Annotated in this window: 19 protein-coding genes; 10 read left to right on the top strand and 9 right to left on the bottom strand. The window is 66.2% G+C overall.

The window, feature by feature from the left end:
• Position 1: 1 nt before the first annotated feature.
• The 3 genes from HXX10_RS04375 to HXX10_RS04385 all read right to left on the bottom strand — a co-directional run bounded on the left by HXX10_RS04375 (position 2) and on the right by HXX10_RS04385 (position 2,793).
• The gene (locus HXX10_RS04375; protein WP_296520306.1) at positions 2-448 is read right to left on the bottom strand and encodes a tripartite tricarboxylate transporter TctB family protein; all 447 of its coding nucleotides are present in this window, start codon (positions 446-448) and stop codon (positions 2-4) included.
• Between the two features lie 118 nt (positions 449-566).
• Complete coding sequence (locus HXX10_RS04380) at positions 567-1,568, bottom strand: tripartite tricarboxylate transporter substrate binding protein (RefSeq protein ID WP_296520307.1); 1,002 nt, start codon at positions 1,566-1,568, stop codon at positions 567-569.
• A gap of 109 nt (positions 1,569-1,677) precedes the next feature.
• Positions 1,678-2,793: a Gfo/Idh/MocA family oxidoreductase gene (locus HXX10_RS04385; RefSeq protein ID WP_296520308.1), complete on the bottom strand. Its 1,116-nt coding sequence runs from the start codon at positions 2,791-2,793 to the stop codon at positions 1,678-1,680.
• Positions 2,794-3,121: 328 nt separating this feature from the next.
• Here HXX10_RS04385 and HXX10_RS04390 point away from each other — a divergent pair, with 328 nt between their 5' ends.
• The 4 genes from HXX10_RS04390 (at position 3,122) to HXX10_RS04405 (ending at position 5,320) form a co-directional block, all read left to right on the top strand.
• Positions 3,122-3,268: a hypothetical protein gene (locus HXX10_RS04390; RefSeq protein ID WP_296520336.1), complete on the top strand. Its 147-nt coding sequence runs from the start codon at positions 3,122-3,124 to the stop codon at positions 3,266-3,268.
• Positions 3,208-3,720: an enoyl-CoA hydratase/isomerase family protein gene (locus tag HXX10_RS04395; protein WP_296520335.1), complete on the top strand. Its 513-nt coding sequence runs from the start codon at positions 3,208-3,210 to the stop codon at positions 3,718-3,720. The genes HXX10_RS04390 and HXX10_RS04395 overlap by 61 nt, the downstream gene beginning before the upstream one ends.
• 268 nt (positions 3,721-3,988) lie before the next feature.
• Positions 3,989-4,705 (top strand): hypothetical protein, encoded by a 717-nt coding sequence (locus HXX10_RS04400; RefSeq protein ID WP_296520309.1) that lies wholly within the window; start codon positions 3,989-3,991, stop codon positions 4,703-4,705.
• Positions 4,706-4,858: 153 nt separating this feature from the next.
• Positions 4,859-5,320 (top strand): hypothetical protein, encoded by a 462-nt coding sequence (locus HXX10_RS04405; protein ID WP_296520310.1) that lies wholly within the window; start codon positions 4,859-4,861, stop codon positions 5,318-5,320.
• 322 nt (positions 5,321-5,642) lie between these two features.
• On the opposite strand, the gene HXX10_RS04410 is transcribed toward HXX10_RS04405, so the two are convergent.
• Both HXX10_RS04410 and HXX10_RS04415 read right to left on the bottom strand, forming a co-directional pair.
• Positions 5,643-6,401 carry a sulfite exporter TauE/SafE family protein gene (locus tag HXX10_RS04410; RefSeq protein ID WP_296520311.1) on the bottom strand — a complete coding sequence of 253 codons (759 nt, stop codon included), beginning with the start codon at positions 6,399-6,401 and terminating at the stop codon, positions 5,643-5,645.
• A 298-nt stretch (positions 6,402-6,699) separates the two neighbouring features.
• Complete coding sequence (locus tag HXX10_RS04415) at positions 6,700-7,605, bottom strand: polysaccharide deacetylase family protein (protein ID WP_296520312.1); 906 nt, start codon at positions 7,603-7,605, stop codon at positions 6,700-6,702.
• Positions 7,606-7,832: 227 nt separating this feature from the next.
• Between HXX10_RS04415 and ptsN the strand changes: the two genes are divergently transcribed.
• A complete protein-coding gene (ptsN, locus tag HXX10_RS04420) occupies positions 7,833-8,291 on the top strand; it encodes a PTS IIA-like nitrogen regulatory protein PtsN (protein WP_296520313.1) in 459 nt (152 codons plus the stop codon).
• A gap of 122 nt (positions 8,292-8,413) precedes the next feature.
• Here ptsN and HXX10_RS04425 read toward each other — a convergent pair whose 3' ends face one another.
• Both HXX10_RS04425 and HXX10_RS04430 read right to left on the bottom strand, forming a co-directional pair.
• Positions 8,414-8,686: a DUF1150 domain-containing protein gene (locus HXX10_RS04425; RefSeq protein ID WP_296520314.1), complete on the bottom strand. Its 273-nt coding sequence runs from the start codon at positions 8,684-8,686 to the stop codon at positions 8,414-8,416.
• A gap of 50 nt (positions 8,687-8,736) precedes the next feature.
• Positions 8,737-9,162, bottom strand: a complete 426-nt coding sequence (locus HXX10_RS04430; protein WP_296520315.1) for an Hsp20 family protein — start codon at positions 9,160-9,162, stop codon at positions 8,737-8,739.
• Positions 9,163-9,383: 221 nt separating this feature from the next.
• Here HXX10_RS04430 and HXX10_RS04435 point away from each other — a divergent pair, with 221 nt between their 5' ends.
• From HXX10_RS04435 to HXX10_RS04450, 4 genes are all read left to right on the top strand, one after another.
• Positions 9,384-9,518, top strand: a complete 135-nt coding sequence (locus tag HXX10_RS04435; protein ID WP_296520316.1) for a hypothetical protein — start codon at positions 9,384-9,386, stop codon at positions 9,516-9,518.
• Positions 9,519-9,667: 149 nt separating this feature from the next.
• Entirely contained in the window at positions 9,668-10,591 is a 924-nt protein-coding gene (locus HXX10_RS04440; RefSeq protein WP_296520317.1) for a 2-dehydropantoate 2-reductase, read from the top strand.
• 118 nt (positions 10,592-10,709) lie between these two features.
• Positions 10,710-11,312 (top strand): L,D-transpeptidase, encoded by a 603-nt coding sequence (locus HXX10_RS04445; protein ID WP_296520318.1) that lies wholly within the window; start codon positions 10,710-10,712, stop codon positions 11,310-11,312.
• Between the two features lie 2 nt (positions 11,313-11,314).
• The gene (locus tag HXX10_RS04450; RefSeq protein ID WP_296520319.1) at positions 11,315-12,361 is read left to right on the top strand and encodes an amino acid ABC transporter substrate-binding protein; all 1,047 of its coding nucleotides are present in this window, start codon (positions 11,315-11,317) and stop codon (positions 12,359-12,361) included.
• Positions 12,362-12,708: 347 nt separating this feature from the next.
• On the opposite strand, the gene HXX10_RS04455 is transcribed toward HXX10_RS04450, so the two are convergent.
• Together HXX10_RS04455 and HXX10_RS04460 are read right to left on the bottom strand one after the other, a co-directional pair.
• The gene (locus HXX10_RS04455) at positions 12,709-12,999 is read right to left on the bottom strand and encodes a type II toxin-antitoxin system RelE/ParE family toxin (RefSeq protein WP_296520320.1); all 291 of its coding nucleotides are present in this window, start codon (positions 12,997-12,999) and stop codon (positions 12,709-12,711) included.
• Positions 12,992-13,252, bottom strand: a complete 261-nt coding sequence (locus tag HXX10_RS04460) for a type II toxin-antitoxin system ParD family antitoxin (protein ID WP_296520321.1) — start codon at positions 13,250-13,252, stop codon at positions 12,992-12,994. Before HXX10_RS04460 ends, HXX10_RS04455 begins: the two co-directional genes overlap by 8 nt.
• Before the next feature lie 705 nt (positions 13,253-13,957).
• Between HXX10_RS04460 and HXX10_RS04465 the strand changes: the two genes are divergently transcribed.
• Positions 13,958-14,938 carry a serine protease gene (locus HXX10_RS04465; protein WP_296520322.1) on the top strand — a complete coding sequence of 327 codons (981 nt, stop codon included), beginning with the start codon at positions 13,958-13,960 and terminating at the stop codon, positions 14,936-14,938.
• The last annotated feature ends 94 nt before the right edge of the window (positions 14,939-15,032 follow it).

Here is a 15,032-nt window from a genome sequence, read left to right on the forward strand (position 1 = left end):
CTCACCACTGCGGGAACGGATGGAGCGGGAGGCTCAGGCCGAACCAGAACAACGAGCCGATGAAGCCGACGAGAACGACGGCGAGGATCGCCACCTCGAGCGGACGGAAGTCGCGGTCGGAGAGCCGGGCGAGCACCACCACCAGCACGGCGGAGATGATGAAGCCGGCCTTCTCGACCAAAATTCCGAACAAGAGCGTGCCGAGCAGCACGGCCAGCAGCGGCCGCAGCGCGATCGCCTCGATGCGGTCGCCGGCGATGAAGAAGGATCGAATCACCAGGATGAGCCCGAGCAGGACGAGCCCCGAGCTGACCAGCAGCGGGAAATAGCCGGGGCCGATGCGCTGCGGCGTGCCGAGCGGATAGTTCCAGCCGTAACCGATGGCGAACAGCCCGAGCGAGACGAAGAGAATGCCGGTCACGAGATCGGTGGTGATGCGAATACGCAAGCGTACCCCCTTCGCCGTCGTGCGGCGCAACCGTTTTCAACGTCGCGGCGGCACGCGACGCGGGCGCATCAGGAGAGCGCGGCCGGACGTGGGTGCCCGGCCGCTTCGAGTCTCGAGCTCAGTCCGGCACCGCGCCGGATTCCTTCACCACGACGGTCCAGCGGGCCGTTTCCTTTTCGATGAAGGCCTTGTACGCCTCCGGCGACTCGCTCGCGGAGGCCGTGGAACCGCCGTCGATCAGGCGCTGCTTCACGGTCGGATCGGAGGCGGCCTTGACGATCGCCTGGAACAGCTTGTCGACGATCGGACGCGGCGTGCCGGTCGGTACCAGGAATCCCTGCCACGAGGTGGCGACGAGCTCCGGATAGCCGAGCTCCGCCACGGACGGCACGTCCGGGAGGATCGGGCTGCGCTCCTTGCTGGACAGCGCCAGGATCTTGATCCGGTTCGCCTTGACGTGCGGCATCGCCGCGGCCAGGGTGACGAACATCAGCTCGACGTGTCCGCCGAGAATGTCGGCGACCGCTGGTCCCGCGCCGCCCTTGTAGGGAACGTGGTTCATGTCGAGGCCGGTCGCCTTGCGGAACAGCTCCATCTCCAGCCGGTCGACGCTGCCGCTGCCGGGCGACGCGAAGTTCACCTTGCCGGGCCGCGCCTTCACGTACTCGATCAGCTCTTTGACGTTGTTGGGCGGGAACTTCATGCTGCAGATGAGGGCGCTCGGCGTCTCGGAGGCGTTCGAGACCGGGATGAAGGCCTTGTCCGGCTTCACGCTCATGTCGGGATAGAGGGTCGGGTTGATCGACACCGTGCCGACATTGCCGAAGAACACCGTGTAGCCGTCCGGTGCGCCGCGGCCGGCGACGTCCATGCCGACATTGCCGGCGGCGCCGGTGCGGTTCTCGATGATGACCTGTTGGCCGAGCGCCTGCGACATCGGCGCCTGCAGCAAGCGCATCGCGAAGTCGGAGGCCCCACCGGGCGCGAACGGCACGATCACCCGGACCGGCTGGGTCGGATACTTCGACGGATCTTCGGCGGCGACGGCGCCGCTGACATGGCCGAACCCGGCCGCCGAGGCGGTCCCGAGCAAGAGTCCAATGGCTTGTCGACGATTCATCCTGGTCCTCCAGTGTCGTCCCGGGAGACGGGCGGTGGCACGTATGGCGTGGACGCGGGCGGCGTGGGCAAGTGCGCCGCGGCAAACCGCGGTGGGCTCACGCCGAGAATCAGGCGGCAGCGAGCGCTGCCGGGTCGAGTGGTAGCGAGACCGGCTTCTTCAGCTTGGCGGAGAGGTCGAGGGCCTTGGTCAGCATCAGGCGGTTGTGCGCCTCGGCGGCGGTCGCCGCAACCGTCGGGATGCCGAGCGCCATGCGGTTGAGCCACGACATCGTTTCCTCCGCCATCGGCCCGCGCAGCTCGCCGACCGCCATGTCGCCGGGCGGATAGCTGCCCATGAAGTCGACCAGCCGGCTCTCGTCCGGATTGTAGCCCTCCGACTGCGCCTTCGATACGGCCAGGACGATGTCGCGATGGGTGTCGTCGATGGTCAGCACCCCGGTGGTGCCGGCGATGCCGACCTCGAGGCTGTAGACGGCCGCCGGCCAGGTCACCGGCATGGCCCAGGAGATGCTCAGATGATAGACGGTGCCGTCCGAGAACATGATCATCCCGGCGGTGGCGTCGATTCCCTTGTAGAGGGGGCCCAGCACCTTGTCGACGGAGCGGGCGTACACCTCGGTCGCGGTCTTGCCCTCCAGGCACCACATGCAGATGTCGAGCGCGTGCGTGCCCGAGATCACCAGCGGCGAGATCGTGCTCGGATCGTCGGTGCGCTTGTAATTGTCGATCGCGACCAGCCGGTTCATGAACGCCCGCGAGGTCACGAGCTCCACCTCGCCGAGCGCCTTGGTGCGGCACTTCTCCTTGGCGGCGAGCCAGCGGCGGCGGAAGCGCTGGGTGTAGCCGACCACCGCATCGAGGCCGGCCTTCTCGATCTCGGCGAGCACTTTTGCCGAGGCGCCGAGGTCGGTCGCCAGCGGCTTCTCGATCAGCATCGGCAGGCCGCGCTCGATCGCCGCCATGATCGGATCGATGTGCAGGTGCTCGTCGGTCGCGATGATGACGCAGTTGACCTCGGGACGCGCCAGCAGCTCGCGGTGGCTGTTGGTCACGAAGTCGGCGCCGATCTTGTCGGCGACGGAGGCGGCGCGGTTCGGATTGAGCTCGGCGATGCCGATCCATTCGACCGAAGGATGGCGGGTCGCCACCTCGCCCCGAAACAATCCGACGCGCCCGGCGCCGACGATCGCCAGCCCGAGCTTCTTCGGCGTCCGACCTTTCATATCAACCCCCGACCTTTTTTCTTGAGCTTGCGCGACGTGATCACGGCGACTTTACGCCGTCAACCGCGCGGCTAGACCCGTCCTGCAATGCTTCCATGTCGGGATGCAGCACTCGTCGCCGGCCGGCGCCGCTGCCGCCTCCGGCTGCGCCGGTCGTGGGTGCAGCGCACCGCGGCCGTTGCGTTCCCCGGCGCTGGACGGAGAGCCGGCCGGAACGGTTTGCACGTCCTAGGACGCAGGATCGTCGCCCCGGATCGTCGCCCCGGATCGCCGGCGCCGAGCGAACCAGTCCGTTCCGCGACCCCCAAACACTGCGCCGGAGGATCCCGTGACCGATCTCGTCGGACTCCACCGCGACGGCGACGTCGCCGCGATCACGATCGACAACCCGCCGGTCGAGCCCTCGACGTGGATGTGCGGGCCGGCCCGGGGGCCTCTCTTGCTGCAGCGCAAGGTGACCCGGCCGTCGCCGTGATGCTGATCCGCTGCGCCGGGCGCACCTTCGTGGCCGGCGCCGACATTTCCGAACTCGGCAGACCCCCGCTGGCGCCGTTCCTGCACGATGTCGTCAACGCGATCGAGTGCAGCCCGAAGCCGGTGGTTGCCGCCCTGCACGGCACCGCGCTCGGCGGCGGGCTCGAGATTGCGCTCGGCTGTCATTATCGCGTCGCCGTGCCCGGCACCCGCATGGGCCTGCCGGGATCAAGCTCGGGCTTGATCCCGGGCGCCGGCGGCACCCAGAGGCTGCCGCGCCTGGTCGGTCCGGACAAGGCTTTCGCCGTTTTGGTCATCGGCACAAACGCACAGTGCCCGCAGAAGATTTCGGCGAAGCGCCGAACCCCCACTTCCTTTGGTTGCGCTGATATGGGTTGCGACATATCATTAATGCAACCAAAACGCTCGCCGGCGACCCTTGCTCGCGGGTAGAGCAGCGGGAGGATGATAGATGAGAACCTTTGGGAATTTCGGAGCTTCCGGGACATTCGCCGTGCTGCTCGCGGTCTCGACGATCGCCCTCGGCATCGCCGTCGCGACGCCGGCACACGCCCAGGCATCGCGAACCTGGGTCTCCGGCGTCGGCGACGACGCCAATCCGTGCAGCCGGACGGCTCCGTGCAAGACCTTTGCCGGCGCGATCTCGAAGACCGCCGCGCTCGGCGAGATCAACTGCCTCGATCCCGGCGGCTTCGGCGCGGTGACCATCACCAAGTCGATCACCATAGACTGTCACGAGGTCTTCGCGTCGATCCTCAACTCCGGCACCAACGGGATCATCATCAATTTCGATTCCTTTACCGACGCGAGAAGGACCGTCCGCATCCGCAACATCAACTTCAACGGCGTCGACACCGGTTTGAACGGCATCCGCATCCTCGGCGCGGCCGGCGCGGCCGGCAGCGAGGTCTTCATCGAAGACTGCTTGATCGACGGCAATTTCGGCGGCACGGGGACCGGCATTACCGATGAGCGCACGGGAGGCGGCACACTCGCGGTCCTCAACACGACGGTCCGCAATGTCGGAGTGACGGGAATCAGACTCCCGGGCGCCGCTACGCGGATCGACGCAAGCGTCGACAATGTGCGCGTCTACAACGCGAGCTTCGGCATCGTCGCCGGCACCAATGTGAAGATGATGATCACCCGCTCGTTGCTGTTCGGGAACACGCAGGCCGGCATTGCAGGTTCAGCCGGGAGCGAGGTCAACATCGACCACACGGTCGTCAGCAGCAACGGAATCGGCGTGTCGGGCGGCGGGATCGTTCGCCTGTCCAATACCGACATCGCCTTCAACGCCACCGCTGTCTCCGGGGCGACCCAGTCCTTCGGCAACAATCGCATCTCCGGCAACACCAATGTCGGCACCGCTCCGACCCCGATCGGCGGCGTGTCGAACACGTTCGGTCAGCAGTGACGCCATGAAGCCGTCCCGACATCCGACGCCCCGCGCCGGATGTCGACCTGCTTGAACGATATTAATCAGCCGGTTTGTCGGCTCCGCGCGTGCCTGATCACGCCGCCCGACTTTGCCCGGACCCAACTCCTACGTGATCCGAGGAGAACAAGGATGCGCCAACAGGGACAATTCGCCACTCGCTCGATCTCGACCGCGCTCGCCGGGTGCTGTCTGCTCGGCTTGCCCGCAACGGCGCAAATGCCGACGAGGGCGCCGCTGCCCGCGAACGTGGCCCAGGTCTCGCTGATCGCCCAGGATGAGTCCGACTGCACCAACACCACCGTGAAGGACGATCCCAACCGGACCCGCGGCGGCGAGATCACCGTGACCCGTCAGGACGGCGGGACGACCACCGTGCAGGTCGGAATGACGGCGACACCGAACACCACTTACCACGTCTTCCTGAAGTGCGTGCGGCAACTCGGCGACATCAAGACCGACGAGGAGGGGAGTGGGATCGGGACCTTCAGCTTCCCGACCGGGTCGGTCGGCTCGACGTTCGCCTTCGACATGTATCCGGAAGGAGCGCCGCACGGAAACAAGTTCCAGAGCCTGACCGTCACGATCAAGTAGTCGGCCGAGGCTCGCGGGGCTCCGCACTCGAACGGGCGCAAGTCCGAATGCCGGACGAGCGCCTGCACGACTCACGTCATCCCGATCGCCTCGGCGACCCGCCTTGCGGCGTGAACGACGATCCGGCTTGGCGCAGCGAGGTGATCGACCATGCCACGGGCCGCCGGCGCTGCGCCGCCCATGCACTCGGCCTCCTCGCCAGCGACGACCGCGACCAACGACGACCGCGCCGATTGGCGCGAGGCCTTGGACCAAGTACGAAGGCGGCGCCGAGTCATTCGCTGCATGCTGCGCCGCGCCCGGGGCACGAGGCCCGTCTGTCTCACATGCTCGGCAACGCCCGGATCACCAGCGTGATGCCGGAACCAATCAGAACGACGTAGAGGATGCGCAAGAACTGCTCGCGGGAGAGCCGCAGCGTGACGTGGTGGCCGGCCCAGGTGCCGAGCAGCATGCCGGGCACCAGCAGCAGCGCCAGCACCACCAGCCGCCCGTCCGAATAGACGCCGGCGAACGCGAAGATGACGGCGCGGGTGAACGTGCTGAGCCCGATCAGCGCGCTCTGGGTGGCGCGGATCGCGTCCTTGTCGTCGAGTCGGCGGCCCAGATAGATCGCGTAGATGAAGCCGCCACTGCCGAACATGGCGCTGACGATCCCACCGATGCCGCCGAACGGCAGCACCCAGGGGCGCGCCAGCCGGCCGCGCGGCGGTGGGGCGAGAAGCGCGTACACCGCGTAGAGAACGACGAACACGCCGAGCGCCAGCATCATCGGCCGCGGCGGCACGATCAGCAGCAGCCAGGCGCCGACCAGGCTCCCGGCCACCATCAGCGGCACCAGCGTGAAAAGCTCGTCGCGCGCGACCTTGTCGCCGATCCGCACGCCGTTGACGATCGCAGCCGCGCAGTCGAGCAGCGCCAGCGTCGGCACGATCGCCGAGACCGGCATGCTGTGGGCCAGCACCGGCGCGGCGATCAGCGCCGTGCCGAAGCCGGCGATGCCGAAAATGATATAGGCCACCGCCAAGGTCGGCAGCGCCACGGCGATCTGGTCGAGGGAGGGGAGCGCGTCGAAACCCATCGCGCGGCACCAGTGTGGCTTGCGGGATACGGCAGGATCGCATGCGAGCGCGGCGAGCGCAAACTCCGAGACGCGCCACCGTCATCCGCGCGGTCCTGCGAACGCGCCACACACCCGAGTCGCTCGGCGTGCATGAAAGCCGTCCTGCGCGGGCTCGACCCGCGCATCCATCCAAAACGCAAAAAGGGCATCTTGCGAATGGCGATGGATCGCCGGGTCGAGCCCGGCGATGACGCGAAGGGGACGGGAGCTGCCATCAGTCGAAACGGCGCGAAAATCCGCGCACGCTCTGCCTCGGTCACTCCGCTGCGGCGGCCGTCCGGGTGCCGCGGACGCCGTTGTACCAATCGAGGATCTGCTCGCCGTTCCAGTGCAGCACGCCCTCGAAGCGGTTCACATACTCGTAGATCTGCTCCAGATACTTGATCCGGTGCGGCTGGCCGCTGATGTAGGGATGGATCGCCACCGCCATGATCTTGGCGCGGTCCTTCCCCTCCTCGTAGAGCCGGTCGAACTGGTCGATGGCGCGCTGGAGGAAGTAGCTGCTCTCGTGATGCTGAACCGCCATCACGCTGATGTCGTTGATCTCCACGGTGTAGGGCAAGGTGACGAGCGGGCCCTTGGTGGTGCGGATCACGGTCGGCTCGTCGTCGTGCACCCAGTCGGCGATGTATTTGACGCCCGCCTCGGCCAGCAGGTCGGGGCTGTCCAGGGTCTGGGTCAGGCCCGGGCCGAGCCAGCCCACCGGGCGCTTGCCGGCGAACCTCTCCAGGATGTCCAGCGTGCGGCCGATCATCCCGGCCTGGTCGTCCCACTTGTGGGTCGGCATCTGGTCGTAGGCGTGACCCATGAACTCCCAGCCGAGCCGGCGCGCCTCCTCGGCGACCCGCGGGTAGTCCTCGCAGACACGCGCATTGATGGCGAGGGTGGGGCGAATGCCGAGCTTCTCGTACATCGAGAAGAACCGCCAGGCGCCGACCCGAACGCCGTATTCGTGCCAGCTCCAGTGCGGCACGTCGGGCAGGAGCGTCACACCGGTCGGCGGCGGCAGGACCTGGCGCGGCATCGGCCGGCCGATGTCCCAGACTTCGTAATTGACGAAGCTCCAGATCACGATCCTGGCGCCGCCCGGGAGCTTTAGGGGCGGACGGTCGACGATGGCGGAATAGTCGATCCGGTCGCGCGGCAGCATGGGAGACGGCATTATCCACCCTCTTCTCGGTTTGCTTGTCGACACGCCAAGCTTCTGCCCCGGTTCGAGAAAGTCAACGCGCGCCGGCCGCGGGGCAGGCCGCCTCCGGCGGCAGTCGTCCACCGCGGTTCCGCCCTCCGGGAGGGCCTATTGACGCGGCGGGGAGCGGTCCCTATCGTCCGCGCGCCGTCGCCCCATGGGTGAGCGCCGAGCGCCTTTTCCCCGAGTCGGACCGTTCCATGCCGCTGAACGATCTCGTAGCGCCGCAAGCGGTCATCCCGGCGCTCAAGGTCAACAACAAGAAGCAGGCGCTTCAAGAACTCGCCGAACGTGCCGCCGATCTCACCGGCCGCACCGAGCGCGAGATCCTGGAGGTGCTGATGCAGCGCGAGCGTCTCGGCTCGACCGCGATCGGCAACGGCATCGCGATTCCGCACGGCAAGCTGCCGCGGCTGGAGCGCCTGTTCGGCCTGTTCGCGCGGCTCGACCGGCCGATCGACTTCGAGGCGCTCGATGGCCAGCCCGTCGACCTGATCTTCCTGCTGCTCGCGCCGGAGAGTGCCGGTGCCGATCATCTCAAGGCGCTGGCGCGGGTCGCCCGCATGCTGCGCGAGCCGGAGATCACCCGCATGTTGCGCGACTCGCAGGACCGCGAGGCGCTCTATGCGGTGCTGGCGATGCCGCCGCCGGTCGCCTGAGCGACGCTGCGCCGATCATCTCATTGAAACGACGTCGTCCAGACGACAATGCCCGGCGCAATGGCCGGGCATTGAAAATTCGTCGGTCGTGATGGCCGCGCGCGCGGCGCGAGCCGTTCGCGTCAGTGCACGCTCACCGCCTCGAGCTCGTGGCTCCAGGCATTGGCGACCGCCGCCTCGCGGCTGTCGGTGATCATGATCGGGGTGCCGTCGGCGGCGTGCAGGGCGAAAAGCTGCAGCCCGGGCTCGACCTGCGGCGCCTGCGGGAACAGGGCGGGCAAGTCCTCGGACCGGATGGCCTTCACATAGGCGAGGCGGCCGTCGCCGAGATGGGCCAGCGCTTCCTGCGTGATCGCGGGATTCGTGGCATTGCGGGGGGTGGTTTCGTTGTTCATGGCCCTCGACTCCTTGTTTTCGTGGCTTTGCCGAGTCCTGTGCGTGACCGTCAGTCCTGCTGCTTGATGGCGATCGACCGTACCATGCGCGCCGGCTCTGGACGCGCCAGATCGATCGACAACAGCCCGTTCCTCAGGTCGGCCCCCAATACCTCCATCCCGTCAGCCAGCAGAAAGGTGCGCTGGAACTGTCGTGCGGCGATGCCGCGATGCAGATACTGGCGTGTCTTCTCCTCCTGCTGCCGGCCCCGGATCAGGAGCTGGCTTTCCTCGACCGTGACGTCGAGCTGCTCCCGTGTGAAGCCGGCCACGGCGAGCGTGATGCGCAGCCGTTCGGGCTGCCCGTCACCGCCGGCGATCCGCTCGATATTGTACGGCGGATAACCGTCGGCCCCCTTGGTCACCCGGTCGAGTGCCCGCTCGATCTCGTCGAAACCGAGCAGGAAGGGGCTGGAGAGCGAAGACACACGCGACATGGTCTCAAAGTCCTGTTCAGCGACTTTGCGATTGGGGCCCTTGTGGCGCCCCAGCCCGGCACCGGCAGCCGATTGGGCCTGCCGACGGCGGACACCCCAGAATATGGTCAGAACTTTTAAGGGTTCAAGAACGCGACTGCCGCAACCGCGAAGGATCGGGCGCCTCCGCTCGTCACCCTCGCCCCTCCCAGGGGGGCTACGGGATGCACACAAGGCTCACCATGCATGCGAGCGTCATGCGCGGGCTCGACCCGCGCATCCATCACGTTTCGCAAAAACGCTTTGGTCGCAGAATGATGGATCGCCGGGTCAAGCCCGGCGATGACGACGGCGGGAAGGTGCGCTCTTTGCCGTGACACCCGATGGTCTCGACAAAACGAGATCTGTGCATCCCATAGTGGGGGGGGACCGCGCGCCATGCAACCGAGCCTGACGCCCCGCCCCCCTGTCGCGGGCCCGGCCGAAGGAGTAGAGCGGACCGCGGATTTCCAACTCGGAGAGGACCATGCGCATCGCGGTGATGGGCTCGGGCGGGCTCGGCGGCTTCTATGGCGGACGGCTGGCCAAGGGCGGGGCCGATGTGGTGTTCGTGGCCCGGGGGGCGCATCTCGCCGCCCTGAAGGCGAACGGGCTGTCGATCGAGAGCCCGGAGGAGACCGTCACGCTGCCCAAGGTCCAGGCGACCGACGACCCGGCCTCGATCGGTCCGGTCGATCTCGTTCTGTTCACGGTCAAGCTGTGGGACACCGAGGCGGCCGCCCGCGCCGTGGCGCCGATCGTCGGCCCGGAAACCGCCGTGGTATCGCTGCAGAACGGCGTCCAGAAGGATGACATGCTGCGGCCGATCGTCGGCTCCGCCGCCCTGATGGGGGCGATCGCCCAGATTTCCACCACGATCGCCCGGCCCGGCGTCATCGCCCAGACCGGGACCATGCAGCGCCTCGTCTTCGGCGAGTTCGACGGCACCCGCTCGGCGCGGGCCGAGGCCTTCCTGGCCGCCTGCCTGGCGGGCGGCATCAAGGCCGAGATCGCGACCGACATCGCCCGCGAGATCTGGCAGAAATTCGTCTTTCTCGTCGGGCTTTCGGCGCTCACCTGCGCGACCCGCTGCACCATCGGGCCGGTGCGGGACAACCCGCATACACGGGCCATGCTGCTCGGCGTCATGGCCGAGGTGGTGGCGGTCGGCCGCGCCCATGGTGTTGCGATTCCGAACGATTTCGCCGCCGACCGGCTCGGCTTCATCGACACCCTGCCGGCCGGGATGGTCGCCTCGATGTTCCACGACCTCGCGGCGGGGCGCCGGCTCGAGCTGCCCTGGCTGTCGGGCGGGGTGGTCGATCTCGGGGCTGCCGTCGGGGTGCCGGCCCCGCTCAACCAGGCGATCCGGGACGTGCTGATCCTGCATGCCGACGGCCGCCCGGCGTGAATTGTCGTCACGGTGCGGGAGTAGTGATCTGCCGTCCGATTTCTGCTCCAATCCTGTGGTCCCGCTCGGGGGGAGCACACACGCTTTTTTGGGGAGACCGACTTTGCACAGACGGATCGTGACCCTTGCCTCGCTTCTGGCCCTTGCAGTCGTGGCGGCCGGCACCCCGGCGCTCGCCCAGGCGGGCCGTTTCGCCTCGGTCGAGACCATGACGATCGATGATCAGCCCGGATACGAGCCGGGTGCCGACGAGGAGCGGCTGCCGCCGGCGCTGCAACGCCAGATGGTGTTCTTCCGCACCACCGAGGCGCCCGGCACCATCATCGTCGTCACGTCGGAGCGGTTTCTCTACGTGGTGCAGGGAAACAACCGGGCGATGCGCTACGGCATCGGGGTCGGCCGCGACGGCTTCCAGTGGCAGGGCCTCAAGTCGATCGTCCGCAAGGCCGAGTGGCCGGACTGGACGCCGCCGCCCGAGATGATCGCCCGCCAGCCCTATCTGCCGCGCTTCATGGCCGGTGGCCCGGGCAACCCGATGGGAGCGGCGGCCCTCTATATCGGCGGCACCGTCTATCGCATCCACGGCACCAACCAGCCGCAGACCATCGGCCACGCCGTGTCGTCGGGCTGCTTCCGGCTGGTCAACACCGACGTCGCCGATCTTTACACGCGCATCCCGGTCGGCACCAAGGTTGTGGTCCGCCAGGCGCCGGAGCTTTGATCATGACGAGTCGCACGACTGTTTCCGCCGGCAGCCTCGCGGTCGCCGGCGCCTCTCTCCTGGTCGCGCTCTCCGGTGGCCTCGCCGAGGCCCAGACCGGCACGACCCTGAAGGCCGTCAAGGACCGCGGCACGCTCAATTGCGGCGTCAGCGAAGGCTTGGCCGGCTTCTCGGCCAAGAACGACAAGGGCACCTGGACCGGTTTCGACGTCGATTTCTGCCGCGCCATGGCGGCGGCGATCTTCGACGATCCGTCGAAGGTCAAATACGTGCCGCTCAATGCCGAGAAGCGCTTCGCCGCCTTGCAGGCCGGCGAGATCGACGTGCTGTCGCGCAACTCCACCTGGACGCTGGCGCGCGAGACGAGCCTGAAGATCGTCTTTCCGGCCGTGACCTATTTCGACGGCCAGGGCTTCATGGTGCGCAAGACAATGTCGGCGCAGTCGCCGCTCGAGTTCGAGAACGTCAAGGTCTGCGTGCAGGACGGCACCACCAATGCCCGCAACGCCGCCGACTATTTCCGGGCGAACGACGTCAAGGCGACGCTGATGACGACCGCCAGCGCCCGCGAGGCCGTGAAGGCCTACGAGGAGGGCCGCTGCGAGGTCTTCACCAGCGACGTGTCGCAGCTCCATGCCGAGCGCGCCGGCCTCGGCAAGCCGGGCGACCACGCGATCCTGCCCGATGTCATCTCGAAAGAGCCGCTCGGCCCGGCGGTCCGCCAGGGCGACGACGCGTGGGCGCTGCTGGTGAAGTGGGTGCATTTCGCCATGCTCGACGCCGAGGAGCTCGGCGTGACGTCGCAGACGCTCGACAAGGCGCTGAAATCGGAGCGGCCGGAGGTTCGCCGGCTGGTCGGCACCGACGGCGATCTCGGCAAAGAGCTCGGTCTGACCAAGGACTGGGTGGTGCGCATCGTCCGCCATGTCGGCACCTATGGCGAGGTGTTCGAGCGCAATGTCGGGACCGAGACTCCGCTCGGCATTCCGCGCGGGCTCAATCATTTGTGGTCCACCGGCGGCATCCAGTACGCCCCGCCGCTGCAGTAGCGCCGCCGACCCTTCTCCTGGCTGTCGCGCCTGATGGCTCTTCACCTCTCCCCGCGCGCGGGGAGAGGTCGGATCGCGCAGCGATCCGGGTGAGGGGGCGCCTCCGTCTCCACGCGACGCCCCCTCATCCCGACCCTCTCCCCGCACGCGGGGAGAAGGAGAGCGGGCGCCGCGGCAGGACGACGTCGTCATGCGCGGGCTCGACCCGCGCATCCCTCAAGACGCAAAAAAACGCTGAACTCGCAGCATGTCGTCGCCGGCGGCGGAGCGCCGTCGGCTCCGTTCACGCGAGCCCGGCCCGCCGGGCTCGCCCAACAAGGCGTGGCGGCCTGACGTGCAAGGCGGGATTATTCGAGCCAGCTTGCCGGGTCGCGCATGCCGTGCACCACGGCGACCACCAGCACACCGTCCGGGGACGGCTCATAGATGACGATATAGCGCCCTTCGACCAGGATGCGGGCTGACGGGCTCAGTTCCGGCCGTGCAGCTCCCATCATGGGATTGTCGGCGGCGAGGTCCACCTTGTGCATGATGCGGCGGAGCACGCCATCGGCGGCGGCGGGATTGTCGGGCGCGATGCCCGCCCAAACCTCGAAGAGGTCGGCTTCGGCACGGGGAGTGAGAAAGACCCTAGCCACGGGCCGCAGACTTGCCCTTGAACTCCGCCAGAAGGGTCTCGGCATCCACGGCGCGTGGGGTGCCGCTGGCCTTGCCTTCGTCGTAGGCGCGTTTCAGCTGGGCGAGCTCCAGGGCACGCACCTCCTCGCGCTGTTCCCACAGCCGCAGGGCGTCGCGAATGACTTCGCTGTTCGAGGCGTAGGAGCCCGACTCCACGGCCTCCTGAATCCTTCCCACCTGGCGTTGGGAGAGTGAGACGGTCAGGGTCCGCATACTGGCTGCAGGTCGTTCCATGCCCCCATCATCGGACGACTAACAAGAATTAACAAGACCTGTTAGCGACGGAGATTCCGTGCCGCAGGGCGCCTCCGTCTCCACGCGACGCCCCCTCATCCCGACCTTCTCCCCGCCAGCGGGGAGAAGGAGCGCGGGCGCCGCGGCAGGACGACGTCGTCATGCGCGGGCTCGACCCGCGCATCCAGCAAGTCGCAAAAAAACGCTGAATTCGCAGCATGTTGTCGCCGGGCCAGGACGTCGCCGCCGGCGGCCTCCGAAAACCAGCAGCGGCGTTCCTGGAACCAAGAAAAAGAAGTCTAGGAAAGTGCGGGTGCCAACAGCGGAGATAAGGCCCGGCAAGTGAGTCGGGCCGAGTGGTTAACACCTGACGCTTGGTACCCGCCCTGGGCCACTGTCCTGCGCCGATTGGGAATAGATGCAAAGTGCCAGAAACAGACATCAGCATGCTCCTCAATCACCACGTTGGCGCGCAACAAAATCGGGAATTGTGAGGCCAGGCGCTTCCGCGATCTTGAGATTTATGACTAGATCGAATTTCGTTGGCTGCTCGATGGGGAAAGGCAGCCGCTAAGGGCCGCGTCTATGAAGCAAGACCGAAGCGAGCCAATCGGGATACTAAAATCGCTCTGGACAAAGAACGAGGCGGGCGTCTGGGTCATACATGGCATCAAGGGAGTCGACTTGAAGCCCCGCCAAGGCTTTGAAGCAGACTATTTCAAAATCAAAGACGAAATGGTCCTGCTTACTGAACGGCCAGGACCTGTGATTCGGGATTTCTTCGCTACATTTGGTCACACTGAGTTTCTAATTAGACAAAGCATCGTTCCGATCGTTGCTTGGAACGACGGCGATAGAGGAATACGTTGTATCGGAACAGGCTTCTTCATAAGCGCCTCGGGCTTCCTAATGACAGCGGCCCATGTCGTCAGAGACCCGATAGATGATGAATACGCAAGCTTCACCCAAATCGCCGACAAAGCTTTCAAGTTCGATAAGTCCTTGCACATGGGGGTTCTGCTTCCCGCTAACCCTGCGATGAGAACCGCCCCTCCTGAAGTGTTCAACGGTCCAGACGAAATTCGTGGCGCAGACTCATTCATTGTACCGATCGAGTGGGCCTTACATTGGGGGCAAGAAGTGGTTGGACCTTTGTTTCATATGAAGCCCGAGTACAAACTCGATCTCGACATCGCGGTTTGCAAGGTCGCCGAAAATCGAATTGGCGGCTCCTATCAACCGCTTAACGTCGGTCAACACGATTTAAAGATCGGCGACCGAGCAGTCGCAATCGGATACGCCGAGATGGAAAGCATTCAGTTCGGCCAAGCGGTCTATCAGCCGTCATTGGTAGTGTCCGTCGGATCCATTACGAACATCTACCCAGATAACATCACTAAAAAGGAGGCAACGACGCCTGGGCCATGTTTTGAGTTCGACGCGAAGATTCCGGGAAAGATGAGCGGCGCCCCAATTCTTGTCGGGTCGGGCATCATTACCAAGGGGGTCGTTAGTCGAAGCTGGCAAGATGAAAAGCGCGCTAGCGGCAGTCTGATCGCTCCCATGATGGGTTTGGGCTTGAGCGCAGCGAACGAAAAAAGCCTCCTTCAAATCATGCAGGAGGGAAACGAAGGAATGGCCCAAATGATGGGAAGAGACCTTTGATCATAAGTTAACCGCAGGAGGTCGTCGAATGTCGACTGTGGGTCATTTGCGGACTTATCGACGGCCGGAGAAGCGCCTTTCGCCCGTCCGTTCC

Origin of the sequence: Rhodoplanes sp. (assembly GCF_013377085.1) — a bacterium.
GTDB lineage: Bacteria > Pseudomonadota > Alphaproteobacteria > Rhizobiales > Xanthobacteraceae > Rhodoplanes.